We start from the raw sequence: 24,134 nt of genomic DNA on the forward strand, positions 1-24,134 counted from the left end.
ACCTATTCCCCCTTTGTGCCTTTCGGTATGTAAACAGTGAAGATGGCACCGCCTTCTTTTTGGTTCGCAACTTCAATCCAGCCCCCAAGTTCATCTAGCACTTCTTTGACATTGGCAAGTCCATAACCTCGCCCTTCTCCCTTTGATGAATGTCCTCTTGTGAAAAGTTGTGAAATGGCTCCTTCATCTACACCGTCCCCTGAATCAGATACCTCTATGATAATATCAAATCCAATATCTGTGATGAACAAGCTGACTTCTCTTTTCTCTTTATTCAATACAGCCTCAAACGCATTGTCTACGAGATTGCCAATGATGGTAATAAAGTGAGATAAACTTAAATGGGCTGGGAGCGGCTCCAATGAACTATTTTCATCAATGTGAAAATGAACCTTTTTTTCAGATGCCTTTCCTAACTTCCCAAGTAAAATGGCTTGTATCTTCGGAGAGCGAATTTGTTTCATGAGTAAATCATGCTGGCGATTTTGAAGTGTATACTCTTCTTTAATTAACTCAATGGCTTCATCCACTTGTTTCAACTCAAGCAAGCCTAAAATAGCGTACAGCTTATTCGAAAATTCGTGTGTTTGTGCTCTAAGGTCTTCTGAATATTGACTGACCTCTGTCAATGTATCCAGCAGCTTTGTCAGCTCGGTTTTCTCCCTGAAGCTCACAATTCCTCCAAATACTCGATTGTCCTGCACCACTTTTTTGACATTTAGCACGAAGGTTTTATCATTGACGACTGATTCTATGTTAGGTTCAATCGTCTCTACCTTTAGATAGGAAAGAAGATTGGCATTTGGCAACACTTGATCAATATGAAGAGGCAGCGTTGAAGAGACGCGTAGCATCTGTTCAGCTGACGTATTCATCATCGTAATGGCACCTTTACGGTCAAATGCAATGATTCCCTCTTTAATCGCATGCAGCATCGCTTCTCTTTCTCGATATAATGAAGCAATTTCATGCGGTTCAAGCCCTAATATATCTTTTCGAATACTCCTTGTTAAAAAAATCGCTCCAAAAACCCCAGGCAAGAGCACAAGAAGGGCAATATAACTTAATTTGAATAGTTGATGAGCTGTCGCTTGGTCGATATCTCTTTTTAAGAATTCGACACTGACGGTCCCAATAATCTCTTCATGACTGCCAGTTTCTTTCATAATCGGAGCACTTCCTCTGACAACGATTTCACCATCAGAATCACCCGTTGATATGGAAGTTCCTCCAAATAGCAGTGTACTTCTTCCTTCCGACACACTGATGGTTTTCCCTACATCCTCATGATTCGTATGAAAAAGAACCTTTCCTTTTTGATTGGTGATAAAAATGGCATGCGCTCTTACTTGCTCCTTCATTTGCTCAAGCACAGCCTGTTCTTCATTTTGCGAATCTCCCGTGGCCACCGATGTTTTAATAGGCGGCATATAAGATATCGTTCTAGCAGTTTGCACCGCCAGCTGTTCAGCTTGGCTCTGCCTTTCTGATGTCTGCAAAAAACCAAAACAAATGGTCAATAAGGCAATAACAACAAGTAAAAGACCAATAATTAACCCCAAAATTTTTGTTTGTAAAGTGACTTTCCTTTTGCCCATCCTCACCGCCACAACCCCTAATTCAGTAGATTCACCCGAATAGACTCTAAGAAAATCATATCATTTTTTCTCATGAAGTTAAGAGAAAATTCACACAGACAAAAAAGGATGACTCAGTATTGAGTCATCCCTGTGTGCCTATTACGTGATGGATAAACCAGCACTTGCATAGCCTGCTACAGTATTCACTAAGGAAAGACCAGTAGCTGTTGCCGAGAATACGACAAGCAATCTTGTTTGCGGTGTGACTGGTACACTTAAACCAGTAGCGATACCGTTTGAAATAGCCCCTATCGTTAAAATACCGGTTAACGCCGGTGCCAATGTAACGCTCGCTACTTGAGTGAAGCTGTTATCTGGTGTTGGTGAAGCAAACAGACTAGCCGTCACAGTAATATTTGTGCCAACTAGAGAAAGGGCTGCAGTCGTGCTAAAATAGCCGGCAAATGACGTAATGGTTCCAGCTCTTGGAACGGAGAATGCCATGTTTAACAATGTTCCTGCTGCTCCGGTTAAATCAATGATTCCGCCTACAATACTGACACCTGTCGCCGAGTTACCGAATCCGACCAAGCTAGATGTTCCAACTAGACCGCCTGCGATTGTGGTTAAAACAGCTGGCGTACCAGATGCAAATGGAATAATCGCACTTGATCCTGTCACACCTGTTGCACCGGTTGCGCCCGTGGCTCCGGTTCCTGTAGCCCCTGTTGCACCGGTCGCTCCCGTGGCTCCGGTTACTCCGGTTGCTCCCGTGGCTCCGGTTACTCCGGTTGCTCCCGTGGCTCCGGTTACTCCGGTCGCTCCCGTATCTCCCGTGGCTCCTGTGGCTCCGGTTACTCCGGTTGCTCCCGTGGCTCCGGTAGCGCCAGTTGCTCCGGTTACTCCGGTCGCTCCCGTATCTCCCGTTACACCTGTGGCTCCGGTTACTCCAGTCGCTCCCGTATCTCCTGTTGCACCTGTAGCTCCGGTTACTCCGGTCGCTCCTGTATCTCCCGTTACACCTGTGGCTCCGGTTACTCCAGTCGCTCCCGTATCTCCCGTTGCGCCTGTCACACCTGCGGCTGCCAATAACGTATAATCTGGAGACGTATCTGGTGTGCCAGTTGGTGGTGCTGTATTTACGATATAAGTTCCACCTTCATATGTCACCACTTGACCTACTGTATAGGTTGGAGCTGTTGCTGGGTCAAATGCCAAAATACCAGCTAACCCTACTCCGGTTGCCCCGGTATCTCCCGTTGCTCCTGTGGCTCCGGTTACTCCGGTCGCTCCCGTATCTCCCGTTGCACCCGTGGCTCCGGTTACTCCGGTCGCTCCCGTATCTCCCGTTGCACCTGTAGCTCCGGTTACTCCAGTCGCTCCCGTTACACCTGTGGCTCCGGTTACTCCGGTCGCTCCCGTTACACCTGTGGCTCCGGTTACTCCGGTCGCTCCCGTATCTCCCGTTACACCTGTGGCTCCGGTTACTCCGGTCGCTCCCGTATCTCCCGTATCTCCCGTTACACCTGTGGCTCCGGTTACTCCAGTCGCTCCCGTATCTCCCGTTGCACCTGTGGCTCCGGTTACTCCAGTCGCTCCCGTATCTCCCGTATCTCCCGTTACACCTGTGGCTCCGGTTACTCCAGTCGCTCCCGTATCTCCCGTTGCACCTGTGGCTCCGGTTACTCCGGTCGCTCCTGTATCTCCCGTGGCGCCTGTCACACCTGCGGCTGCCAATAACGTATAATCTGGAGACGTATCTGGTGTGCCAGTTGGTGGCGCTGTATTTACGATATAAGTTCCACCTTCATATGTCACCACTTGACCTACTGGATAGGTTGGAGCTGTTGCTGGGTCAAATGCCAAAATACCAGCTAACCCTACTCCGGTTGCCCCGGTATCTCCCGTTGCTCCTGTGGCTCCGGTTACTCCGGTCGCTCCTGTATCTCCCGTAGCGCCCGTGGCTCCGGTTACTCCAGTCGCTCCCGTATCTCCCGTTACACCTGTGGCTCCGGTTACTCCAGTCGCTCCCGTATCTCCCGTTACTCCTGTGGCTCCGGTTACTCCGGTCGCTCCCGTATCTCCCGTTGCACCGGTCGCTCCCGTATCTCCCGTTGCACCGGTCGCTCCCGTATCTCCCGTTGCACCGGTCGCTCCGATTGCTCCTGTCGCTCCTGTATCTCCCGTTGCACCCGTGGCTCCTGTTCCTGTTGCCCCTGTGGCACCCGTATCTCCTGTGGCTCCGGTCGCTCCAGTAGCACCTGTATCTCCAGTAGCGCCGGTCGCTCCTGTTCCTGTTGCCCCTGTGGCACCCGTATCTCCTGTGGCTCCGGTCGCTCCGGTTGCGCCTGTATCTCCAGTAGCGCCAGTCGCTCCTGTTCCTGTTGCTCCTGTGGCACCCGTATCTCCTGTGGCTCCGGTCGCTCCAGTTGCGCCTGTATCTCCTGTTGCTCCTGTTCCTGTTGCTCCGGTTGCACCCGTATCTCCTGTCGCACCCGCAGCGGCTAGAAGCGTATAATCTGGTGATGTATCCGGTGTACCCGTTGGTGATGCTGTGTTTGCAAGATACGTTCCACCTTCATATGTCACTACTTGACCCAATGGATATCCTGGTGCCGCTGCCGCATCAAAAGGAACGACTCCAGTTAGACCTACACCAGTGGCTCCTGTTGCACCCGTCGGACCTGGATCTCCGGTGACACCTGTTGGTCCTGTACCTGTTGCGCCCGCAGCTGCTAAAAGCGTATAATCCGGCGATGTATCAGGCGTACCTGTTGGTGGTGCTGAATTTACCACATACGTACTGCCATCATATGTCACCACTTGACCTACTGGATACGCCGGGGCTACCGCTGGATCAAATGCTACAATCCCTGTTAACCCAACGCCTGTTGGGCCTTGTGGACCTGCCGGGCCGGCTGGACCCGCTGGGCCTACTGGACCCACTGGACCCGCCGGACCTGCTGGGCCTCTCCTTCCTCTTCCCCCTGGCGGTCCTTGAATGACACACACACAAGGATCTTTTCCACAGCATGGATTTTTTACTGGTTTCCTTGGTTTGTCTGATTTACCTTTCTTACAACTATCACATTCCCAGCCATCATCCTTATACGCATCATACCAGCTTCCTTTTTGGTAGTGGTCTGTCGAATGAGTTGGGTATATCTTTCCGCATTGTCTACATTTTCTCATAGAATCACCCCCATCCATCGTATTCATCATGATCGATAAAGGTGTATGTACAATTTTATTTTTATCAAAAAATTTGAAAGGTCTTGCACTCTGCGTGCAAGGACCTCTCTCCATCGTTAAAATGTCATCGTCATTTTTAAATCTTTTCCTACCATACTATATTCAATATCCGCTGGACGGATCGCCTTTTTTAGTTTTTTCACACCTTCTCCTTCAAAAAAAGTAGGTGCATCTTTCCCTCCGATTAATAAAGGTGCCATATAGATAACAGCTTCGTTCACAAGTGATGCTTCTAAAAATGACGCACTCACACTGCCCCTGCCTCTACAAGCACTGACATCACAGAGCGCTTCTTCAACAGGTGTAACACATCCTGAAGATCTGTCCGGTGTTCTCCGCTTGTGACAAATACTTGATGACCTTTTTGTATCAACTGTTGATACTTTTGATGATCATAATCTTGTGATGTACAAATTATGGTTTCTGCCCTATGATCTGTTAAGCATTTGGCATGAAGCGGTATCCTTAATGTTGAATCTAAAATGACACGAATGGGCTGATGGTTGAATGAATCCTTTACAATTAAGCCGGCATCATCTTGAATAATCGTTTCCACTCCTGTCAGCACCGCATCTACTTCTTGACGTAAGCGCTGCACTTCTGTTCTCGCTTCTATTCCAGTGATCCATTTGCTTTCTTGATCAGCCGTGGCAATTTTCCCATCTATCGAAATAGCTGATTTTAAGATGACATAAGGAAGGTTTGTTTGCATCAAATGAAAAAAAGGAGCATTTAAACGATCTGCTTCGTGTTTACATATACCTTGCTCCACTTCAATTCCAGCCTTTTTCAAAAAGGCAATTCCTTTACCTGCAACAACCGGATTCGGATCTTGGGTGGCAATCAGCACTTTCTTCACTCCACTTTTGATGATCGCTTCGGTGCAAGGGCCTGTTTTTCCGTGATGTGTACAAGGTTCGAGTGTCACATACATGTCAGCTCCCTTCGCCTTTTCTCCTGCCATTTGTAGCGCATGAATTTCAGCATGAGGCTCGCCAGCCTTCATGTGCGCACCAATCCCAACGATCTCACCGCTCTGAACAATCACTGCACCAACAAGCGGATTGGGTGAGGTTTGTCCTTTCATCGCCTTCGCGTTGGCAATCGCCAGCTTCATATAAAAAACATCGTCTTTCATCTCGGGCTCCTTTCTTCTCTCAAGGGAAAGAACTCCTTCAGAAAATGAAGGAGTTCTATTCTCATGTGCTATACTTTCTCAAGCCGTTTCTTTTCAGATCGATCATAGTAAGGCAAGGAATAAAACAGTTTATATGATGCTCGTTGTTTACAAAAACAGCATTTGCGACATTCATATTTATTAATGAGGAGCACATGCGGACAATTGAGTACAGTCAGACCTTTTTTCATATGTTCCTTGCAAACACTTATCATGAGAATCCCCCGCTTACATTCTTTTTCTTAATGAGAGATTACTTCTTTCGGAAATTGTTCAAATAAGCGCAGTACTTCCGTATGTGTGCCATCTTCTCGAATATGATAAATACCACCGTCATATGAGCTTGCATACACATCATTTCCTAGTTGTCTAATAGCACTAATGCCATTCTTAGCAATTCGAATCGGACCTGTATTGACATCTAGCTCTGGATTCCAGACCACAATATACCCCCAATAGTCTCCGCTCACAATATAGCCAGAGTCTGTCACAGTGATGGATTTAATGGAATATTGATGCTCGTTGTGCTGATTTAAAATTCTGCCTGTATGCAAATCAAACAATCGGACGTTTTTATCACGGCTGACAATGGCAATACGATCTCTTTTGCTATCAATAAATACATCATTTAACAGCTCTGTCGCCCCGATATATTCTGCTGTTAAGGACAAACTCTTTTTATCGAGAAGACAGATGGTTCCTTCAACTGCCGCTGTGATGATATGATCTCCTTCTACCTTTAATGCTTTGACCGCGCAATCATGTGCTTTAGAACGGCCGATTTCCTTTAAGTGTTCAGTCGAAATGACATGCACATAACCGCCATAAGTGCCGATATAAAATTGACGATCCTCCTCATGGAAATACACACTATTGACAGGACCTGTGTTGAGATCAAAAGAGACCATTTGCTGCAATGACTCGTGTACAATATGCACCTGACTCGCATGATCGCCCCATGCATAATAGCTTCCATCCCGTGCAACAGCCACTCCATTTGTGAGAACACCTGTTGATTTTGCGATTTCGATTCCATTCTTTCTGAATTTTCCGTCATCTGATGCAGTGATAATATCACCCGCTTCAGTCAACGCAATATCATTAATAGAAGGTGTCGCCAATTCCTGCTCATCAGAGATCACTTTTCCTTCTTGAATGGACCATTCACAATACGTTTTCCCAAAGCTGGCTCCTAAAATGGCTTGCTCGTCTTCTGTCCAAACAAGCGAGCGCTCCCATTGATATTTATGAGGCAGCAGCGTATCAATTAAATCACCGGTTTCATAATTCCACAGCTTAATTAGATGGTCATAACCCGCTGTAAGCAAGTAGTTACCGCTCGGTGAAAAATTCACACGTTTCACACCTTGTAAATGAGCTTTAATGATTTTTTTCTCCTGTAATGTAGCGGCATCATAAATGATGACCGTGCCATCGTCTCTACCAAGGGCGAATACTTCTTTTTGATTGCTGCCGCTGATGGTATCCAGCTCATAATCAAACGGTCCAATTTCACCTACAATTTCTCCTGTTTCATAGAGCCATACAAGGACATAGCCATCGTCACCAGTTGTATAAGCTTTATCCTCATGAATCCATACAGCTAATACATCCTTGCTATGTCCATGGAATTCTCTTAAAATGGCTCCCGTTTCAATATCCCAAACTAAGCATCTTCTGTCTCTGGACACCGATACAAGAAGCGTATCCTGCTTTGCAAATGCGACAGCTTCCACATCATCCGCATGACCATATAGCGTACGAATTCTTGTATGTGTGCCAGTATCATATAATTGAATGGTATAGTCTGACGATGCACTCGCTAAATACGTGCCATTTTCCGAAAGGGATAAAGAGTTGATGATATGCTCGTGACTGCCAATGAATGTTCCTTCTCCCGTGGCACGGTCCCATTTATAAATACAGCGGTCATAGCCGCCTGTGTAGACAATTTGGTCATGCTGAGTTGATAAAACGGATGTAATCGGTCCTCTATGCATGGTTTTACACTCCCACCTTTATATGTTGTTTTTGACGAGTAACTACACGAAAACCAGTAAATCGAAAAACAGGGTCTGGGTGTTTCCCGTGTCTTCTTGCGACTCTGCATAAATCTCCGCCTCTTGCGAAGGAGCCACCTTTTAAAATGTAGTAATCACTGCCGAGTGTCTCGGTTAAATCATCTACAACCTCAATCCCGCCTTCATATATGTGATACTTGGTGTTGACCCATTCTTCGACATTGCCACCCATATCATATAGTCCAAATAGAGATCTTCCTTTTTCGTAATGACGGACAGGTGTCGTTTTTTCAATATTTGATTCGTGTGTATTACAGTAAGAGGGGTTAAACTCATCTCCCCAAGGATATTGATGTCTCGTATTGCCCCGGGCAGCATATTCCCATTCTTCCTCAGTAGGGATCGATACCTCATATCCAAGCTTCCCGCTCAGCCACTGACAAAATGAGAAAGCTTCCTCGATGTCCATGCCCCAAGCTGGATGGTCTTTTCCCCCGCCAAGCTCTAGGTTCGTCAAGCTCTCTGGATAAGGCTTTCCTGTCTCGTCGCAATAGCTTTGATACCATTCATTGGTGACGACCGTATCTGAGATGAAAAATTCGCTCATATACGGCTGATAAGATGGAAATTCTTTGTACAGCCATTTTTGAAATTTTTTCTCACGGCCATAGGCTGGATTCAGAAGTTTGTCCTTCCAAAATTCTGATGCCTTTTTCATATCTTCTTCATTACTTCCAATCGTCGCATAGCCGCTTGGGATTTGAATCCAATTGATATCAGGTTTCACGCTTTTCTCCCGCCTTCTTTAAATAAACTCATCTACTGATTAATTAATTTCTTCTCATCGACCATATGCCCTGATGCTGCTTTTGCCTTTAAATACGCCTCATTATAGAGAGAGGCTTCTACCGTATGATCAAACCGTAAAACCGGAAGACCGTAAGCAGCAATGGAATCGACTTTATCTGGATTATTGGTTAAAAGATGCAATGGTTTCCCTTTGTTTAAATAGTGCAAGACAGCCGCTGCTTCCTCGTAATGCCGATCATCATCTCCGCATCCGATCAACCTGTTCGCCTCAAATGTATCCAGTTTCATTTCCTGTAATTTATACGTGAAGGCTTTGGCCATTAGCCCAATAGAGCGCCCTTCTTGATTGGCCATATACACAAGCATGCCTTTTCCGTAATCGGTGATTTTTTTTAGCGATGATGCAAGCTGTGGACCGCAATCACATTTCAGTGACCCAAACACATCCCCTGTTTGGCAGACACTATGAATTCGCACAAGCGGCGGCACTTCATTTTCAAAGTCGCCAAAAAGGAGACAAGAGGAAAATGTTTGCTGCTCGGTACTCATTTGTACAATAGACTCAACCGTTGGCGTTGTATCAGCTTCTACAGACGCAAAGGCATACCATGTAAACTGCACTTCTTCATGTTCAATAGAGATCGGCAGGTTCACTGGCCCCACGAGCAAATAGTGTTTTTCTTGAAATGTAAAATGATGAATCATTGATTGTAGTTCAGCTACAAACTTGTTCATTTGTCTCCCCCTATTCATCACTGCACCCCATTGAACTCTCTCAGCGCAGTGATGGCGTGATGAATATGTGTATGCACTCCCTTTGCACCCTGAGCACCGGTTCCAGCTAGAATCATGGCTCAGGAGAAATTTCCTGTCATACTGGCTGAATAGATGTGCGATGCCAATCATCCATCAGTACCTTTCATAAAGACTCTTTTTAGACTGTCACTTGTCCAGTACAAAGGAGCAGAAATCGAGCTTCATACGCTGTATTCTCTGTAAGAGAGCAACACCATTTGATGATTCTTGAATGGAAACTGACATGCTCTTTCTCTAAAAGAATATCTCTGCTAGCTTCGAGTTGCTTTCTCCTTTACTAGAAGCTCTGGTCCTTCAAATGCACGTCATCCGGTTGTACCCTTTGATTGGATGAATAGTCCGTACTTCAATTCAACTACATTGATTGAAGCATGAAACCCGCCTAGGTATGCACCAAGAACCATCACATCAAACATCGCGTTTATCCTCCTTTGCACTAGATTTTGACAGCAATGACATGATGCTGGCTGATCCCAGCCTTCGCTTGTAATGGTGTAATCGAAACGAGCTCAAGTCCTGATGTACAAATCTTTTCTCCAAGCTGAGTATCTGAGAATGAAAAATGGAAGCGTCCATCTTCTCCGATTAAGCCTGTTTTCCACTCTTCTCCCCATACAACAAGGGAAAAGACACCACCTTCATGAAGCAGCGAGGAAATCTGCTTTAAGTATCGTTCGTGGTCATCAGGGTGCTGATGGTGAAAGCAGCCATGATCTAAAATCAGATCAAACGTCAGCTCGCGCCCTTGATCCATTGACCAGGACATAAAATCTTGATGATAAAAATGGACAGGAACCTCTTTTCTTTTCTTTAATCCTTGCCATTCCTTATGTTCATAAAGATCAATGCCGGTATATGCCGACAGTCCTTGTAAATGTTCAAGAGCCCTGCCGTTCCCGCAGCCGATATCCAGCACAGAAGCAAGTGCATCCTTTTCCCTGGAACGCCATGCCTTGAGAGACATCACAGCAGCGTCTGTTAATGATGGATCAGTAGACCACATATCTGTTCTTTGCTCATAGTGTTCTTGAAAAGCCATGCGCATCTTCTCTAAATACAACCCGCTGTCTTCATGATACAAAGCCTTTTTCATCACGTGACCTCCTTCAATTCACAATCACCTTTCCTAACAAAGGTGGTTTTCAAGCAAAAAGCCTTATGATAAAATGAAAGATGGATTTTTTAGGAAATCTGTTTTCTGAAAAAGGAGAGAAGCATCCCACATGTCACTCTTCTTTTTCAGCACTCATCTTCACATACAACCACAGCCATTCAACTGTTACAGCGCCTCAGTTTGTTATACATTTTCTTCATATGGATTCACCTCCTTAACAGCGATAAGAAAGCGCTTTCTTTATGATGATCCTCTGAATACCTTGAACAATATCATTGAGAAATAGGCATAGTAGAAAGACGAATCTACCATTCTAAGCTATCTTTCATCTATTCTTTTTTGTCTAATAGATATTTCTTCAGTATCGCTCTGCCTCAGAAGCGCTCTCCCTTAGGTCTTAATGCATCATCATTTACCGAATTGATCCTGAAATCCACCCATCAAAAATTTAACAACTAATTCCATAATAACTTGATTAAGCCAAATATATTGTTTTTAGATTATTTTGTCAACAAATTATTTCCTAAACATTAGAATGATTTTCTAATTGAAAATACAGGTATATTTCGTGGTTTTTTGACCTTAAAACACTTATTTCTACACAAAAATACAACTTAAACCAATAGAACTAAGAAATTTATCTACTAAATTACACAAGATTTTTATTTCATTTTGAAATAAAAATAAAGATATCATAATTATTTCCCGAATGGTTTTTTGTGATATTTTCACTACTTTTTTCATTTTTTTGACGGTATCCTTTGCTATTTCTATATTTTCAATTAGACATTTTACTGTTTATCCCAATTTTTCAACCTTTCTTATTATAGTGAAAAAGACAGATGGTAGATTTTAATTATCGCAGCATGAAAAAAAGCCCCTTACAAAAGTAAGAGGCTTTTTACGATGGCGTTTATGCCCAATTTTTCACTTTTTCATGGTCAGTCACAAAGAGAAGAACTTTTCCTTCGTCTAAATGTTCTTCAAATGTCTCAGCTTCTTCTTTTGAGAAACCAATTTCGTGAATCTTATTGCGGAGTTCATCTCCCTTTTTGCTAAAGATGTTTCCAACCGCATGCTTGAGTCCAACTTCTTTTGGACCTATCGTATTGGCATCTGCGTTGCTTGCAATACGCTCAGTTCGATCATCGTCATGGGACAGAACATAAATGTCCTCTCTTGCAACACCGAGTTGTTTTAATTGCTCCACATCTCTTTGAAGTGTTTCATCATTTGAATACTCTCTTACAACAGGTTTCATTTATTATTCCTCCTTTAACGTCTTACGAATCTTTTACCCGTCACTTTTGTCATTAAACCTTCCTCCAGCACATCCATTTTTACTCTGTGAACTTAGTGCGTCTATGGACTTATTTTTGACAAAAAGACTGTGAATATGACTAAATTTTCTGAAAAATTGTATTCATTCCTTGTCATTTGTTGTACAATTCTTATACTGGAGGCTAGAAATGGGGTGGAGCTGATGTATTATTTTTCAGCTGAGCAGCAGTTTAATGCATGGGTTGTCAGTGATTTGGTGAAACAGCTTTTTCAAAAATGGAATCCTGAAGAATCAAAAGCAAAGCCGCTTACTTTGTTTGCTGAACAGCACTTTCACATCTGCATCGATTATCTCTTTTCTATTATTATTAACATTGGAGATATCGAGTCAATCGAACAAGATCCACAAGACCTGTTGTCCTCATATTTAAATATCCTTTTTCCTTTTGTGACGCACGATATGATGAAAGCCTCCATGCAAAATGCAAATGAATATTTATTAAAAGAACGTGATGCGGATGAGTATCAACTGTTTGGTTGTCTCCCGCCGCTCCTTTCTGTCTCTCTTCAAAAAAAGTAGTCCCCTTCTTTTAGATGGTGGCTGCTTTTTTGTATGTGCTTGGAAAAGACCGTATGTTTTGAACGAAAAGAAGCATCATGTTAATGTAAATCTAGGTTGCAAGTGAAAGGGAGGATTTGACATGAGTCAACAAAAACAAATTCAATTAGTAAAACGTCCAAAAGGGTTACCTACTAAAGATGTTTTTCATTTTGAAACAGTTGATATACCAACGCCGCAAGATGGCGAAGTCTTGATTCAAACGAAATATGTGTCTGTAGATCCTTACATGAGAGGACGAATGCAAGATACAAAATCCTATACACCTCCGTTTAAACTCAATGAAGTGATCCAGGGTGGAGTGGTCGGAGAAGTCGTCGAGTCCAAATCTCCTCAATTTGAGAAAGGTGATTTTGTACTTGGATTCCTTGGCTGGCAGGAATATTCTACTGCCAAAGCAGAGTCTCTGACAAAAATTGATCCATCCATTGCGCCGTTATCTTATTACTTAGGGATTTTGGGCATGCCAGGACAAACAGCCTATTTTGGACTTCTTGCGATTGGTCAGCCAAAAGAAGGCGAAACGGTTGTCATTTCTGGAGCCGCAGGTGCCGTTGGTTCTGTTGTCGGACAGATTGCTAAAATCAAAGGTGCCCACGTCGTTGGAATTGCCGGATCTGATGATAAGCTAGCTTATTTAAAAGAACTGGGCTTTGATGAAACCATTAATTATAAAACAACAAATGATTTAGATGACGCTATTGCAAAAGCCTGTCCAAACGGTGTCGATGTGTATTTTGACAATGTGGGCGGCGAAATCTCTGATGCTGTGATGAATCATTTGAACCGTTTTGCACGTATTCCAGTCTGCGGCGCCATTTCTTCTTATAACATTAGTGCAAACGAAGACATTGGCCCTCGTGTGCAAACAAAACTCATTAAAACAAGTGCATTGATGCAGGGCTTCATTGTTGGCAACTATTCAGATCGTTTTGGAGAGGCAGCGAAGGATCTCGCACAATGGGTAAAAGAAGATAAACTCACATATAAAGAAACAATCATTGAAGGCTTTGACAACATTCCTGATGCATTCCTTGGACTATTCAAAGGGGAAAATGTCGGAAAACAACTTGTCAAAATTTCATAACAAAAAAGGACCCTGCCAATAATGGAGGGTCCTTTTCTTATGCCTGCTTGGGCGCAAGGTGCAGCTGGCCTTGCTTATACACAATTTCTTCAAGCGAAAGATTCAGCTTTTTCGCCATTTTTTTCAACATTGATTGCTCTTGAGGTGTGACAAGACTGATGACTGCGCCTTCTTTTCCTGCGCGTCCGGTTCTGCCTGAACGGTGGATGTAGCCCTCTTCATTTGGCATATCTGCATGAATCACATATGGCAGATCATCAATATCGATTCCTCTTGCTGCAATATCTGTTGCAAGAAGGAGCGGGAATTCACGCTGTTCAAATGATTTTAAGATCACAGCACGCTCAGCTTTTTTTGCTTCACTGTGAAGCACACCAAGGTCGACATGGTGATACGCTAATTTTTCTGCATAAATGCTCAAATTCGTAATATCTCGCACAAAGACAAGCGCCTGCATGTCCTCAAGCCGTGATAGCTTTTGCAGCAGTTTCACTTTGTCACGCTGATCACATAACAGATAATAGTGACCCACTTTCTGTGCTTCTTCCTCGCTTCTAGCAATTTTCAATACTTCTGGTTCAGATGTCATTTCTTTGATCAGCTGAACGGTTTCTTCTTTCAATGTTGCAGAAAAACAAAGGATTTGTCTTTCTTTTAATGTGGACTTAATGATCCCTTGGATCGTTTTCATATGCTCTGGGACAAGAAGCTGGTCTGCCTCGTCTAACACGATCGTTTTCACTTCATGCATTTTCAGTTTCTTGATTTTGATTAACTCTTGTACGCGACCCGGTGTCGCCACCACGATATTCGGGTGTTTTTTTAGCTTTTCCTGCTGCTTCTTGATATTTGCCCCGCCTATTAAGGAAATAGCTTTGATGTCTGAACCTTGTTTGAATTCTTGCACGACATCAAAAATTTGCATCACAAGCTCTCTTGAAGGTGCCAAGATTAAGACTTGCGGGTGTTTGATACTCACATCAATTTTATTTAAAAGCGGCAGAACATACGCAAGGGTCTTCCCTGTTCCAGTCGGTGATTCTGCGATCACATCGCGTTTTTCCGTAATCCACTCTGCTGTTTGTTCTTGTATCGCTGTTGGCTTCTCAAAGCCAGCCGCTTCAAAGTTCTTTTGAATAAATGGCTTTGCTTCTTTCAAAAATGCCCAATTTTCCGTCATGTTGATCTCCTTTATCCTCATTCAATCTATCCTTAAGTATCTCAAAATCAGCTTTGAAACGCAATTTTTCTTTTGATGCTTTTATCGAGCCGGACAGTTCGATATAATCATGAGAGGCACTAGCCGTTTTGAATCTATTTGAGGTGTAAAAAATGATATTATCTGTTAAAGATTTAAGTCATGGCTTTGGCGACAGAGCCATTTTCCACGAAGTCTCCTTCCGTTTATTAAAAGGCGAGCATGTCGGCTTGATCGGCGCCAACGGTGAAGGAAAGTCAACGTTTATGAATATTATTACTGGCAAGCTTGAGCCAGATGCAGGAAAGGTCGAATGGGCAAAAAATGTCCGTGTCGGCTACCTCGATCAGCATACCGTGCTTGAAAAAGGAAGAACCATTCGTGAAGTCCTTCAAGATGCCTTCCATTATTTATTCTCAATGGAAACCGCAATGAATGACATTTACGAAAAAATGGGTGAAGCAGATCCTGATGAGCTAGAAAAGCTTTTAGAAGAAGTAGGCGTCATTCAGGATGCCCTGACGAACAATGATTTTTATATCATTGATTCCAAGGTAGAGGAAATTGCAAGAGGTCTTGGGTTAACAGATCTCGGGCTGGATCGTGATGTGACAGAGCTGAGCGGCGGACAGCGGACAAAAGTACTGCTTGCGAAATTGCTGTTAGAGAAGCCTGAAATTCTTCTTCTTGACGAGCCGACCAACTATTTAGATGAACAGCATATTGAGTGGCTGAAGCGCTATTTGCAGGAATATGAAAATGCATTTATCCTCATTTCACATGATATCCCGTTCCTAAACAGTGTCATTAACTTGATTTATCATGTCGAAAATCAAGAACTCACGCGATACGTTGGTGATTATGATCAATTTAAACAAGTATACGAAGTGAAAAAGCAGCAGCTAGAAGCAGCGTATAAAAGGCAGCAGCAAGAAGTGGCTGAACTAAAGGATTTTGTCGCAAGAAACAAAGCACGTGTCAGCACTCGAAATATGGCGATGTCTCGTCAAAAGAAACTGGATAAGATGGATATGATTGAACTGGCGGCCGAAAAGCCAAAACCAGAATTCCACTTTAAACCGGCACGTACGTCTGGGAAACTGATTTTTGAAACGAAAGATTTAGTCATCGGTTATGATGAACCGCTCTCCCGCCCATTGAATTTGAAAATGGAACGTGGTCAAAAAATTGCGTTATACGGTGCCAACGGTATCGGAAAAACGACACTGCTCCGAAGCTTGCTTGGAGAAATCTCCCCCATTTCTGGTGAGGTGGAACGCGGAGAATTCCTGCATATTGGTTACTTTGAACAAGAAGTAAAAGAGCAAAACAGCAACACTTGTATCGAAGAGGTGTGGAGCACCTTCCCATCGTACACACAATATGAAGTCAGAGCCGCCCTTGCCAAATGCGGTTTAACGACAAAACATATTGAAAGCCGTGTGTCTGTTTTAAGTGGTGGTGAAAAAGCGAAGGTCCGCCTTTGCAAGCTCATTAACGAAGAAACCAATTTGCTTGTTCTCGATGAGCCGACAAACCACTTGGATGTCGATGCAAAAGAAGAATTAAAGCGCGCATTAAAAGAATATAAAGGCAGCGTCCTATTGATTTCCCACGAACCTGAATTTTATCAAGATGTGGCCACTGAAACTTGGAATTGCGAATCCTGGACAACAAAAGTATTATAACGACAAAAAAGCCTTATATCGTTTGCAGATATAAGGCTTTTTTCTATTAATGACCTGCCTGGATATTCACCAAATGCTTACGGCCAAGAAGCAGGATGACCAATCCTAAGAGAACAACAGCCGCCCCTACATAATAAGGGGTGCTTGCTGTGTAAGTTTCAGCGAGTACTCCTGCAATCCAAGGCGCAATCGCACCACCAATAAATCGTACAGCACTGTATGAGGATGATGCAATTGAACGCTCAACAGGAGCTGATCCCATCACAGCCGTCGTCAGCACCGTATTGATCATGCCGAGAATTCCCCCAGCAATGACAATACCGCAAATGACCACGACCACATGTGATGTCCATATTCCAATGCCGAATAAAATCACAGCAAACGAAGCGAAGAGAACAACAAGAGCTGTTAATGTACCCAATTTGCGATGAATGACCGGCGCTGAGAAGACAGATGTCACAGCCAAAAATAATCCCCATCCAAAAAAGACATAGCCAAGACCATGCTCATCAAGATGAAGCACAAATGGCGAATAAGCTAGAAGAACAAAGAATCCAAAGTTATATAAGAAAGCAGCAGATGCCATCGTTAAAAGCCCCTTATATTTCAAGGCTCCAACAGCTTCAAATAACTTCACCTTTTTCTGCGGCTTTTGCATCGGTGGAAGCATAAACGTAATGGCTAAAAGAGCAACGAGCATTAACACTGCCACACCAAAGAATGGCCCGCGCCAAGAGATCGTCCCAAGCTCTCCGCCAAGCAGCGGTCCAACCGAAATCCCAAGACCTAGTGCAGCCTCGTATAAAATAATGGCCTTCGCACTTCCTCCAACAGACACGCCGACAATGACAGAGAGAGCCGTTGAAATGAATAAGGCATTCCCAATGCCCCATCCGCCTCTAAAGCCGATTAATTCATTAATCGTTGAAGAGGTACCCCCTAAAGCAGAAAAGACAATAATAAAAATAAGTCCGATTAATAACGTCCATTTCGCACCAATCCGACTAGAAATAAAACCGGTAAAAAACATCACAAAGCCAGTCACAAGTAAGTAGCTCGTAAACAAAAGAGAGACCTGACTTGGAGATGCATCTAATTGTGATGCAATGGCTGGCAAAATCGGGTCTACAAGCCCTATGCCCATAAATGAAATCACACAAGCAAAGGCCACCGCCCAGACGGCCTTTGGCTGTCTAAGCAGACTTGTACGCTGTTTCAATACTTCTTCTTCCTTCATTCCATCAGAACCTTTCCTACAGTTGTTTAACAAAATAAAATAAACACGCTAAGGTGTTTATTTTTGTAATTGCTCAATGGCATGAGCCGCTCTTTCTTTCATCATTTCAAGATCCTTTTTAAAGGATTGAATCGTTTCTAGCTTTTTTGTAATCAATTGATGCTGCACAGTCAGCTGCGCATCAATATCTAACAGTTTCTCTAATCGTTCCTTCGGGTCAAGAGATAACAGGTAGCCTTCTTTATTCAGCTCAAGCTGTTTTCCTATTTCCATAAACGACTGAAGCTCTTGTAAAGAAAAGCCAAGTACTTCTTTGGCCTGCATCACTTTCTCCAGTTCTTCCATGTCATCCTCTGAGTAAAGTCTGACTCCGCCCTCTGTCCGCTTTGGTGCTGATAATAAACCAATCTCTTCATAGAAACGAATGGTCCGTTTCGTCAGACCGCTTCTTTTCGCCACTTGATCAATTTTCATCCATTCCATCACCAGTGCCTCCTGCTCATCAATTCATGTTTTATTATACACCTTTGTGACCTTAACGTAAACGTTAATGTTTGATCACTTGATTTCTATTGTGGTTTGATGCAGAATAAATAGGAATAATTACGTTTTAAAGGAGGTACCCTATGCGTTCATTTCCATCCAAAAAAGAACGACACGCACAATTCGGTTCTGTCCCGCCAAGCGCTAGAACAAAACCTTGTCAAAAAGAGGACATGATAGACATCCAACAAACCGAACAGGACTTTTATTTTGATCTTGAACAGGTCGGAATTTGCCGTGTGTCGTACCCTGTAAATATTTTGTCTAAAACGACTCCACAGCACCAAACCGCTTCCGCTGATTTTACGTTGAGTACATATTTGCCAGCTCATCAAAAAGGCATTCATATGAGCCGTCTCACCGAGCAGCTTCACTCATTTTATGAGAGCGGAAAGCCGGTTGATGTGGATTCCTTAAAAGAATTGACAGCACAGCTTGCCAAGCATATGAATCAGCCATCTGCCTCGATTCAAGTTTCCTTTCCGTGGTACATGGAAAAAAAGAGTCCCATCAGCGGAAAGTCCGGTTTGATGCATGCAGACGTGCAATACGACATCCACTTTCATGAAGAAAACGGATGGATTTGTCATATTGGCTGCACTGCTCAGGTGACAACGTTATGTCCTTGTTCAAAAGAAATCAGTGAATACGGCGCACATAATCAGCGCGGCACTGTATCGATTCAGGTAGAGCTGTTTGAACAAGGTCAACTCCCTGATGACATGAAAGCAGATCTACTGCAGATCATCGAGTCTAATGCGAGTGCGCCTCTTTACCCTGTACTCAAAAGACCAGATGAAAAACAAGTGACAGAAGAGGCCTATGAAAATCCACGTTTTGTAGAGGATGTTGCGAGATTAATTGCAGCAGAGCTATATGAACAAAACTGGATCAAAGGCTTTCAAATTGAGTGTCGAAATGAAGAATCCATTCATCAGCACGATGCTTATGCCAAATGTTCTTATCAAAAAAAACTGTAGAATGTCTCTACAGTTTTTTTGCCAACCTTTATTTTTCATTACTTTCTAATTCTTCAATCATCATCGACAGTTCTGTCCAGCGATCCATCGCTTGTTCTAATTCTTCAGCGACGGCTTTTTGCTTGTCCATCAGCTCTTGAATTTTCCCAAAATCACTGCCAGCCTCTGCAATGCTGGCTTCGAGCTGCTGGTGTTTGTCCTCTAGTGCTTGTATCCGATCTTCAATCCCATCCCATTCAAGCTGGTCCTTATAGGATAGTTTTTTCCTCTTTTTCGGTGCAGCTTCTACTTGTTTTTCAGCTGGTTTTGTCTCTGTCCGCTTCTGTTCTTTTTCTTGCTCCATGTAATCGCTGTAAGCACCTTGGAAGTGTGAAATACGTCCATTTCCTTCAAACACAAGCAGACGATGGACGACTCGGTCTAAGAAATAACGATCATGCGACACGGTGATGACTACGCCTGGGAACTGCTCCAAATAATCCTCTAAAATGCTCAGTGTCTCTGTATCCAAGTCGTTCGTCGGCTCATCTAAAAAGAGAACATTCGGCTCTTCCATCAAAACCTTCAATAAATACAATCTGCGGCGCTCTCCCCCTGACAGCTTGCGGATAAACGTGCGCTGCATGGATCTAGGGAATAAAAATCGCTCCAACATCTGCTCTGCTGTCACAATGACGCCATCTGCCGTTTTGACAATTTCAGCTGTTTCTTTAATGTAATCAATGATATTCAGCTCTTCATTCATTTCGTTATGGTCCTGCGTGTAATAGCCAATGCGAACTGTTTGTCCAATGGTCAATTGTCCATTCGTCGGTTCTATTTTTACCCGCCAGGCAATTGAGTAAAGTCGTTTTGCCCACTCCATTCGGTCCGATAAATCCGATACGATCCCTGGCACGACTAAATCGCTGAACTGGTCCACAAGGGTTTGACCAGCAAATGTGATGCTGATCTCTTCTGCCTCAATCACTTGTTTTCCAAGCCGGTGAGAACCGATCGCAAAATCAAGCTCTCCCTTTGCATCAGGTCCCTTTTGATCCTTCAGCTCTTCCACTCTGCCGATACGTGCTTTTTGCTTTGTTGTTCGAGCCTTTGCCCCTCTTCTCAGCCATGCAAGCTCACGTCTAAGCAGGTTTTGACGTTTCGTTTCTTTTACTTGAGCTTCTGCTTCTCGTTCCGCTCTTTTTTCTAAAAAGACTTCATAATTTCCTTTATATGTGTAAAGCTGCCCCTGATTTAATTCATAAATCCGATTAGCGACGCGGTTTAAGAAATAACGATCATGGGTTACAAGAATGACAGCCCGCTGTATTGACTCAAATATCCTTCAAGCCATTCAATGGTTGCGTTGTCTAGATGGTTTGTCGGCTCATCTAAAATCAGCAAACCCGCAGGCTGGATTAAGTTTTTGGCGATCGCCACACGCTTTTTCTGTCCGCCTGATAACGCATGAACAGAACGGCTCACATCTTTGACACCAAGCTTTGTCAAAATCGTTTTCGCCGAAAGGTTCGCATCCCATGCGTCGTCCTGATCCATTTTATTTTGCATACGCATAAGCGCTTCTTGTTTTGCCTCGTTTTGTGGATCATGCTCTAAATCAGCCAGCGCCTGTTCATAGGCTTTCATCGTTTGAATCATCGGTGCTGTTCCTGAAAAAATATAGTCGAGAATCGTTTCATCTCCGCTCATTTCAGGATCTTGCTCAAGAAATTCGATATCAAGTGTCCCTGCCTTTGTAATGTCGCCTTCCTCAAATGATTCAAGTCCTGCAATGACTTTTAAAAGCGTTGACTTCCCTGTTCCATTAGGTCCAATTAACCCGATGCGTTCCTTTGGTTCTATATGAAAAGAGATATGATCAAACAGCGTTTTTTCGCCATAGGTTTTATATAATCCTTCTACATTCAATAAACTCATTTTATCAGCCCTTACATAGATTCTTCCTTTATTTTAAATCAGCCAGTAGCAGAAAACTAGTTTTAAAAAAACCCGCTGCTGAAAAGAATGTTTCCTTTTGATGCTCGATACACTATGAAGAGGTGATCTAAAGATGATAACCATTAGTTTATGTATGATTGTGAAAAATGAAGATGAGGTTTTGGCTGACTGCCTGTCTTCTGTTCAAGACATTGTAGATGAGATGATCATTGTTGATACAGGATCAACGGATCAAACAAAGGACATTGCTCACTCCTTTTCAGCAAAGGTACTCGACTTTGAATGGGTCCAGCATTTTGCAAAAGCACGCAATTTCGCTTTTTCCCATGCGACAAAAGAGTATATCTTATGGCTGGATGCCGACGATGTCCTACTTGAAGAGGACCGTCAAAAACTGCTTCAGCTCAAACAGACGCTTGATCCCGCAGTAGATGCCGTCTCGATGTTTTACCACGTTGGATTTAGTGAGGACGGTCAGGTGAATTTTAAATATAGAAGAAATCGGCTCGTCAAGCGTGCCTTGAACTTTCAGTGGTATGGGGCCGTTCATGAATTCCTTCAAGTGTATGGCAACATTTTTCCCGCTGATATCGCCGTCACCCATCAAAAGCGTAAGAAAACAACCGCCGGAGAGCCTGGACGCAATCTGCGCATTTATGAAAACATGCTTGCAAAAGGCGAAGAGATGACACCTCGTGATCTCTTTTACTTCGCCAATGAATTACGAGATAACAAGCAGCATGTGAAGGCGATTCGCTTTTATCACAAATTTTTAGCCACAAAACAATGCTGGATTGAGGATGAAATTCGCACATGCCAAAATTTAGCTGACTGCTATTATGCAGTCGGTTTTGAGGAAGCCGCCTTATCCTCCTTATTGCGATCCTTCTTATATGATCAGCCCCGTCCAGAATTTTGCTGCCGGATTGGGGATCATTTCAAAGCACAAAATAAACACAAAGCAGCGATCTATTGGTATGAGCAGGCACTGAAGGCACCTGAAATCGAAACAGCCTTTACACTGACACAATATAAAACATGGTATCCTCACCTTCAGCTTTGCTATTGTTATTATCAGCTCGGTGATTTGGCTCAAGCGAAAACCCATCATCTTGCATCCTCAGCCCATTACCCAACACATCCGAGTGTGCTGTACAATGAAAAAATATTTGCTGAAGAAACGTAAATCTCCTGTTATCACATCCGCCTGTCAATGACGGCGGATGTCTTTTGATACACATTAGACTTTTGTGACATTTAACACTTTAGTGATTTAAAGCGTTTTTCAGCCAATTGACTAAATTGTCATTTACGCATATACTAACATTCGTCTTACGAAAAGATTTATCCATTAGGAGGTCAACATGAGTTCTTTATTTAGAAAAAAGTCTCTCGATCAGCTCATGCTTGAAAGTCAAACGAAGCGGCTGAGCCGTTCTTTGAATACATTTGATTTAATCTTGCTTGGCATTGGCTGTGTGGTCGGGACTGGAATTTTTGTGATAACGGGGGTTGCGGCTGCGAAAGATGCGGGACCTGCGATTATTATATCTTTTATTTTGGCTGCGATCGCATGCGCCCTTGCTGCTTTTTGCTACGCTGAATTTTCCTCGTCCATTCCAGTGTCAGGAAGTGTCTATACGTATTCTTACGCAACACTTGGAGAATTCCTCGCCTTTTTAATGGGCTGGGACTTAATGCTTGAATATGTTGTTGCGCTCTCTGCTGTGGCAAGCGGATGGTCATCCTATTTTCAATCACTGCTCAGTGGATTTGGTCTGCACATACCGAAGGCTTTATCGGCTGCACCCGGAGCCGCTGATGGGGCCATCTTTAACCTGCCAGGCGCACTCATTATTTTACTCATTACCTTTATTGTCTCAAGAGGCGTAAAAGAGAGCACGAAGCTGAATAACATCATTGTGCTCATCAAAATTGCCATTGTCCTCCTCTTTATCATTTCAGGCTTTGCTTACGTTAAACCTGAAAATTGGACACCTTTTATGCCAATGGGCTTCCATGGCGTGATTGCAGGAGCGGCAACTGTCTTTTTTGCTTACCTTGGATTTGATGCAATCGCTAATGCATCAGAAGAAGTCAAAAACCCGCAAAAAGCGATGCCAATCGGAATTATTGGCGCGCTCGGTGTTTGTACAATTTTATACATCGGGGTGTCCTTTGTCTTAACCGGCATGGTTCACTATACGAAACTGAATGTCAGTGACCCTGTCGCTTTTGCTTTACAAGTGGTTGGACTGAATAGTGTCGCTGGTATTATATCGGCAGGTGCTATTATTGGGATTACGACCGTGTTAATTGCACTTGTCTACGCTCAGGTTCGTTTAACCTTTGCCATGAGCCGAGATGGACTCATGCCAAAAATCTTTTCAAACGTTCATCCAAAATCGAAGACACCGGTTGCCAACACTTGGCTGACAGGCGCTGTTGCGGCATGTATCGTTGGTTTCGTCAACTTATCAACACTTGCTAATTTAGTCAGCATCGGTACACTTGCGGCCTTTACGGTGATCTCGATCGCTGTGATCATACTCCGGAAAAAACATCCGAATATGAAAACAGCGTTTAAAGTACCCTTTGTTCCTGTTCTTCCCATCATTAGTGCGGTCATTTGTATGATCTTGGCTGCCACACTGAAATGGGAGACATGGCGAGCCTTCCTCATCTGGGTAGCCATTGGTGTCGTTGTGTATTTTACCTACGCAAGACGCAAAAGCCATCTGAATCAAACACAATAGAAAAGAGACACGGGGAATCCCGGTCTCTTTTTTG

Annotated in this window: 16 protein-coding genes and 2 pseudogenes; 6 read left to right on the plus strand and 12 right to left on the minus strand. The window is 43.5% G+C overall.

Annotated features, from left to right (window positions below; all coding sequences use genetic code 11):
• Nucleotides 1–2: 2 nt before the first annotated feature.
• The 8 genes and pseudogenes from KFQ09_RS05930 to KFQ09_RS05965 all read right to left on the minus strand — a co-directional run bounded on the left by KFQ09_RS05930 (nt 3) and on the right by KFQ09_RS05965 (nt 12,031).
• Nucleotides 3–1,598: a sensor histidine kinase gene (locus KFQ09_RS05930; protein WP_136945061.1), complete on the minus strand. Its 1,596-nt coding sequence runs from the start codon at nt 1,596–1,598 to the stop codon at nt 3–5.
• Between the two features lie 141 nt (nt 1,599–1,739).
• On the minus strand, nt 1,740–4,772 hold the full coding sequence (locus KFQ09_RS05935; protein ID WP_255836097.1) for an exosporium glycoprotein BclB-related protein: 3,033 nt from the start codon (nt 4,770–4,772) through the stop codon (nt 1,740–1,742).
• 116 nt (nt 4,773–4,888) lie between these two features.
• Nucleotides 4,889–5,970 (minus strand): annotated as a pseudogene (ribD, locus tag KFQ09_RS05940) (bifunctional diaminohydroxyphosphoribosylaminopyrimidine deaminase/5-amino-6-(5-phosphoribosylamino)uracil reductase RibD).
• Nucleotides 5,971–6,251: 281 nt separating this feature from the next.
• Nucleotides 6,252–8,009, minus strand: coding sequence for a WD40 repeat domain-containing protein (locus KFQ09_RS05945; protein ID WP_008343181.1), 1,758 nt, complete (start codon nt 8,007–8,009; stop codon nt 6,252–6,254).
• A 4-nt stretch (nt 8,010–8,013) separates the two neighbouring features.
• Complete coding sequence (locus KFQ09_RS05950; protein WP_017360403.1) at nt 8,014–8,817, minus strand: formylglycine-generating enzyme family protein; 804 nt, start codon at nt 8,815–8,817, stop codon at nt 8,014–8,016.
• A 32-nt stretch (nt 8,818–8,849) separates the two neighbouring features.
• Entirely contained in the window at nt 8,850–9,575 is a 726-nt protein-coding gene (locus KFQ09_RS05955) for a GTP cyclohydrolase II (RefSeq protein WP_017360404.1), read from the minus strand.
• Between the two features lie 517 nt (nt 9,576–10,092).
• Complete coding sequence (locus KFQ09_RS05960) at nt 10,093–10,749, minus strand: class I SAM-dependent methyltransferase (RefSeq protein ID WP_255836098.1); 657 nt, start codon at nt 10,747–10,749, stop codon at nt 10,093–10,095.
• Between the two features lie 934 nt (nt 10,750–11,683).
• On the minus strand, nt 11,684–12,031 hold the full coding sequence (locus tag KFQ09_RS05965) for a YflT domain-containing protein (protein WP_007496775.1): 348 nt from the start codon (nt 12,029–12,031) through the stop codon (nt 11,684–11,686).
• 222 nt (nt 12,032–12,253) lie between these two features.
• Between KFQ09_RS05965 and KFQ09_RS05970 the strand changes: the two genes are divergently transcribed.
• Together KFQ09_RS05970 and KFQ09_RS05975 are read left to right on the plus strand one after the other, a co-directional pair.
• Nucleotides 12,254–12,631 (plus strand): YfmB family protein, encoded by a 378-nt coding sequence (locus KFQ09_RS05970; protein WP_017366799.1) that lies wholly within the window; start codon nt 12,254–12,256, stop codon nt 12,629–12,631.
• Nucleotides 12,632–12,752: 121 nt separating this feature from the next.
• Nucleotides 12,753–13,757: an NADP-dependent oxidoreductase gene (locus KFQ09_RS05975; protein ID WP_216099603.1), complete on the plus strand. Its 1,005-nt coding sequence runs from the start codon at nt 12,753–12,755 to the stop codon at nt 13,755–13,757.
• Between the two features lie 37 nt (nt 13,758–13,794).
• Here the strand turns inward: KFQ09_RS05975 and KFQ09_RS05980 are convergent, their stop codons facing one another.
• The gene (locus tag KFQ09_RS05980; protein WP_216099602.1) at nt 13,795–14,937 is read right to left on the minus strand and encodes a DEAD/DEAH box helicase; all 1,143 of its coding nucleotides are present in this window, start codon (nt 14,935–14,937) and stop codon (nt 13,795–13,797) included.
• Nucleotides 14,938–15,089: 152 nt separating this feature from the next.
• Between KFQ09_RS05980 and KFQ09_RS05985 the strand changes: the two genes are divergently transcribed.
• A complete protein-coding gene (locus KFQ09_RS05985) occupies nt 15,090–16,643 on the plus strand; it encodes an ABC-F family ATP-binding cassette domain-containing protein (protein WP_041090662.1) in 1,554 nt (517 codons plus the stop codon).
• 46 nt (nt 16,644–16,689) lie between these two features.
• Here KFQ09_RS05985 and KFQ09_RS05990 read toward each other — a convergent pair whose 3' ends face one another.
• Both KFQ09_RS05990 and KFQ09_RS05995 read right to left on the minus strand, forming a co-directional pair.
• Nucleotides 16,690–17,880 carry an MFS transporter gene (locus tag KFQ09_RS05990; RefSeq protein ID WP_017360409.1) on the minus strand — a complete coding sequence of 397 codons (1,191 nt, stop codon included), beginning with the start codon at nt 17,878–17,880 and terminating at the stop codon, nt 16,690–16,692.
• Nucleotides 17,881–17,937: 57 nt separating this feature from the next.
• Nucleotides 17,938–18,363 carry a MerR family transcriptional regulator gene (locus KFQ09_RS05995; RefSeq protein ID WP_017366797.1) on the minus strand — a complete coding sequence of 142 codons (426 nt, stop codon included), beginning with the start codon at nt 18,361–18,363 and terminating at the stop codon, nt 17,938–17,940.
• A gap of 143 nt (nt 18,364–18,506) precedes the next feature.
• Between KFQ09_RS05995 and folE2 the strand changes: the two genes are divergently transcribed.
• On the plus strand, nt 18,507–19,403 hold the full coding sequence (gene folE2, locus KFQ09_RS06000; RefSeq protein ID WP_250026843.1) for a GTP cyclohydrolase FolE2: 897 nt from the start codon (nt 18,507–18,509) through the stop codon (nt 19,401–19,403).
• Between the two features lie 28 nt (nt 19,404–19,431).
• Here folE2 and KFQ09_RS06005 read toward each other — a convergent pair.
• Nucleotides 19,432–21,323 (minus strand): annotated as a pseudogene (locus KFQ09_RS06005) (ABC-F family ATP-binding cassette domain-containing protein).
• Nucleotides 21,324–21,456: 133 nt separating this feature from the next.
• On the opposite strand from KFQ09_RS06005, the gene KFQ09_RS06010 reads away from it, so the two are divergent.
• Complete coding sequence (locus KFQ09_RS06010) at nt 21,457–22,530, plus strand: tetratricopeptide repeat-containing glycosyltransferase family 2 protein (protein WP_255836099.1); 1,074 nt, start codon at nt 21,457–21,459, stop codon at nt 22,528–22,530.
• 178 nt (nt 22,531–22,708) lie between these two features.
• Complete coding sequence (locus KFQ09_RS06015; protein ID WP_008344176.1) at nt 22,709–24,100, plus strand: branched-chain amino acid transporter BcaP; 1,392 nt, start codon at nt 22,709–22,711, stop codon at nt 24,098–24,100.
• Nucleotides 24,101–24,134: the final 34 nt, after the last annotated feature.

The sequence above is a fragment of the Bacillus sp. FS02 genome (assembly GCF_024398395.1).
Taxonomy (GTDB): domain Bacteria; phylum Bacillota; class Bacilli; order Bacillales; family Bacillaceae; genus Bacillus; species Bacillus altitudinis.

Bases quoted from the DNA above. Each gene is read 5' to 3' on its own strand.
- KFQ09_RS05930 (WP_136945061.1), bottom strand. From the start codon at position 1,598: ATGGGCAAAAGGAAAGTCACTTTACAAACAAAAATTTTGGGGTTAATT.
- KFQ09_RS05935 (WP_255836097.1), bottom strand. From the start codon at position 4,772: ATGAGAAAATGTAGACAATGCGGAAAGATATACCCAACTCATTCGACA.
- KFQ09_RS05945 (WP_008343181.1), bottom strand. From the start codon at position 8,009: ATGCATAGAGGACCGATTACATCCGTTTTATCAACTCAGCATGACCAA.
- KFQ09_RS05955 (WP_017360404.1), bottom strand. From the start codon at position 9,575: ATGAACAAGTTTGTAGCTGAACTACAATCAATGATTCATCATTTTACA.
- KFQ09_RS05960 (WP_255836098.1), bottom strand. From the start codon at position 10,749: ATGAAAAAGGCTTTGTATCATGAAGACAGCGGGTTGTATTTAGAGAAG.
- KFQ09_RS05965 (WP_007496775.1), bottom strand. From the start codon at position 12,031: ATGAAACCTGTTGTAAGAGAGTATTCAAATGATGAAACACTTCAAAGA.
- KFQ09_RS05970 (WP_017366799.1), top strand. From the start codon at position 12,254: ATGTATTATTTTTCAGCTGAGCAGCAGTTTAATGCATGGGTTGTCAGT.
- KFQ09_RS05975 (WP_216099603.1), top strand. From the start codon at position 12,753: ATGAGTCAACAAAAACAAATTCAATTAGTAAAACGTCCAAAAGGGTTA.
- KFQ09_RS05980 (WP_216099602.1), bottom strand. From the start codon at position 14,937: ATGACGGAAAATTGGGCATTTTTGAAAGAAGCAAAGCCATTTATTCAA.
- KFQ09_RS05985 (WP_041090662.1), top strand. From the start codon at position 15,090: ATGATATTATCTGTTAAAGATTTAAGTCATGGCTTTGGCGACAGAGCC.
- KFQ09_RS05990 (WP_017360409.1), bottom strand. From the start codon at position 17,880: ATGAAGGAAGAAGAAGTATTGAAACAGCGTACAAGTCTGCTTAGACAG.
- KFQ09_RS05995 (WP_017366797.1), bottom strand. From the start codon at position 18,363: ATGGAATGGATGAAAATTGATCAAGTGGCGAAAAGAAGCGGTCTGACG.
- folE2 (WP_250026843.1), top strand. From the start codon at position 18,507: ATGCGTTCATTTCCATCCAAAAAAGAACGACACGCACAATTCGGTTCT.
- KFQ09_RS06010 (WP_255836099.1), top strand. From the start codon at position 21,457: ATGATAACCATTAGTTTATGTATGATTGTGAAAAATGAAGATGAGGTT.
- KFQ09_RS06015 (WP_008344176.1), top strand. From the start codon at position 22,709: ATGAGTTCTTTATTTAGAAAAAAGTCTCTCGATCAGCTCATGCTTGAA.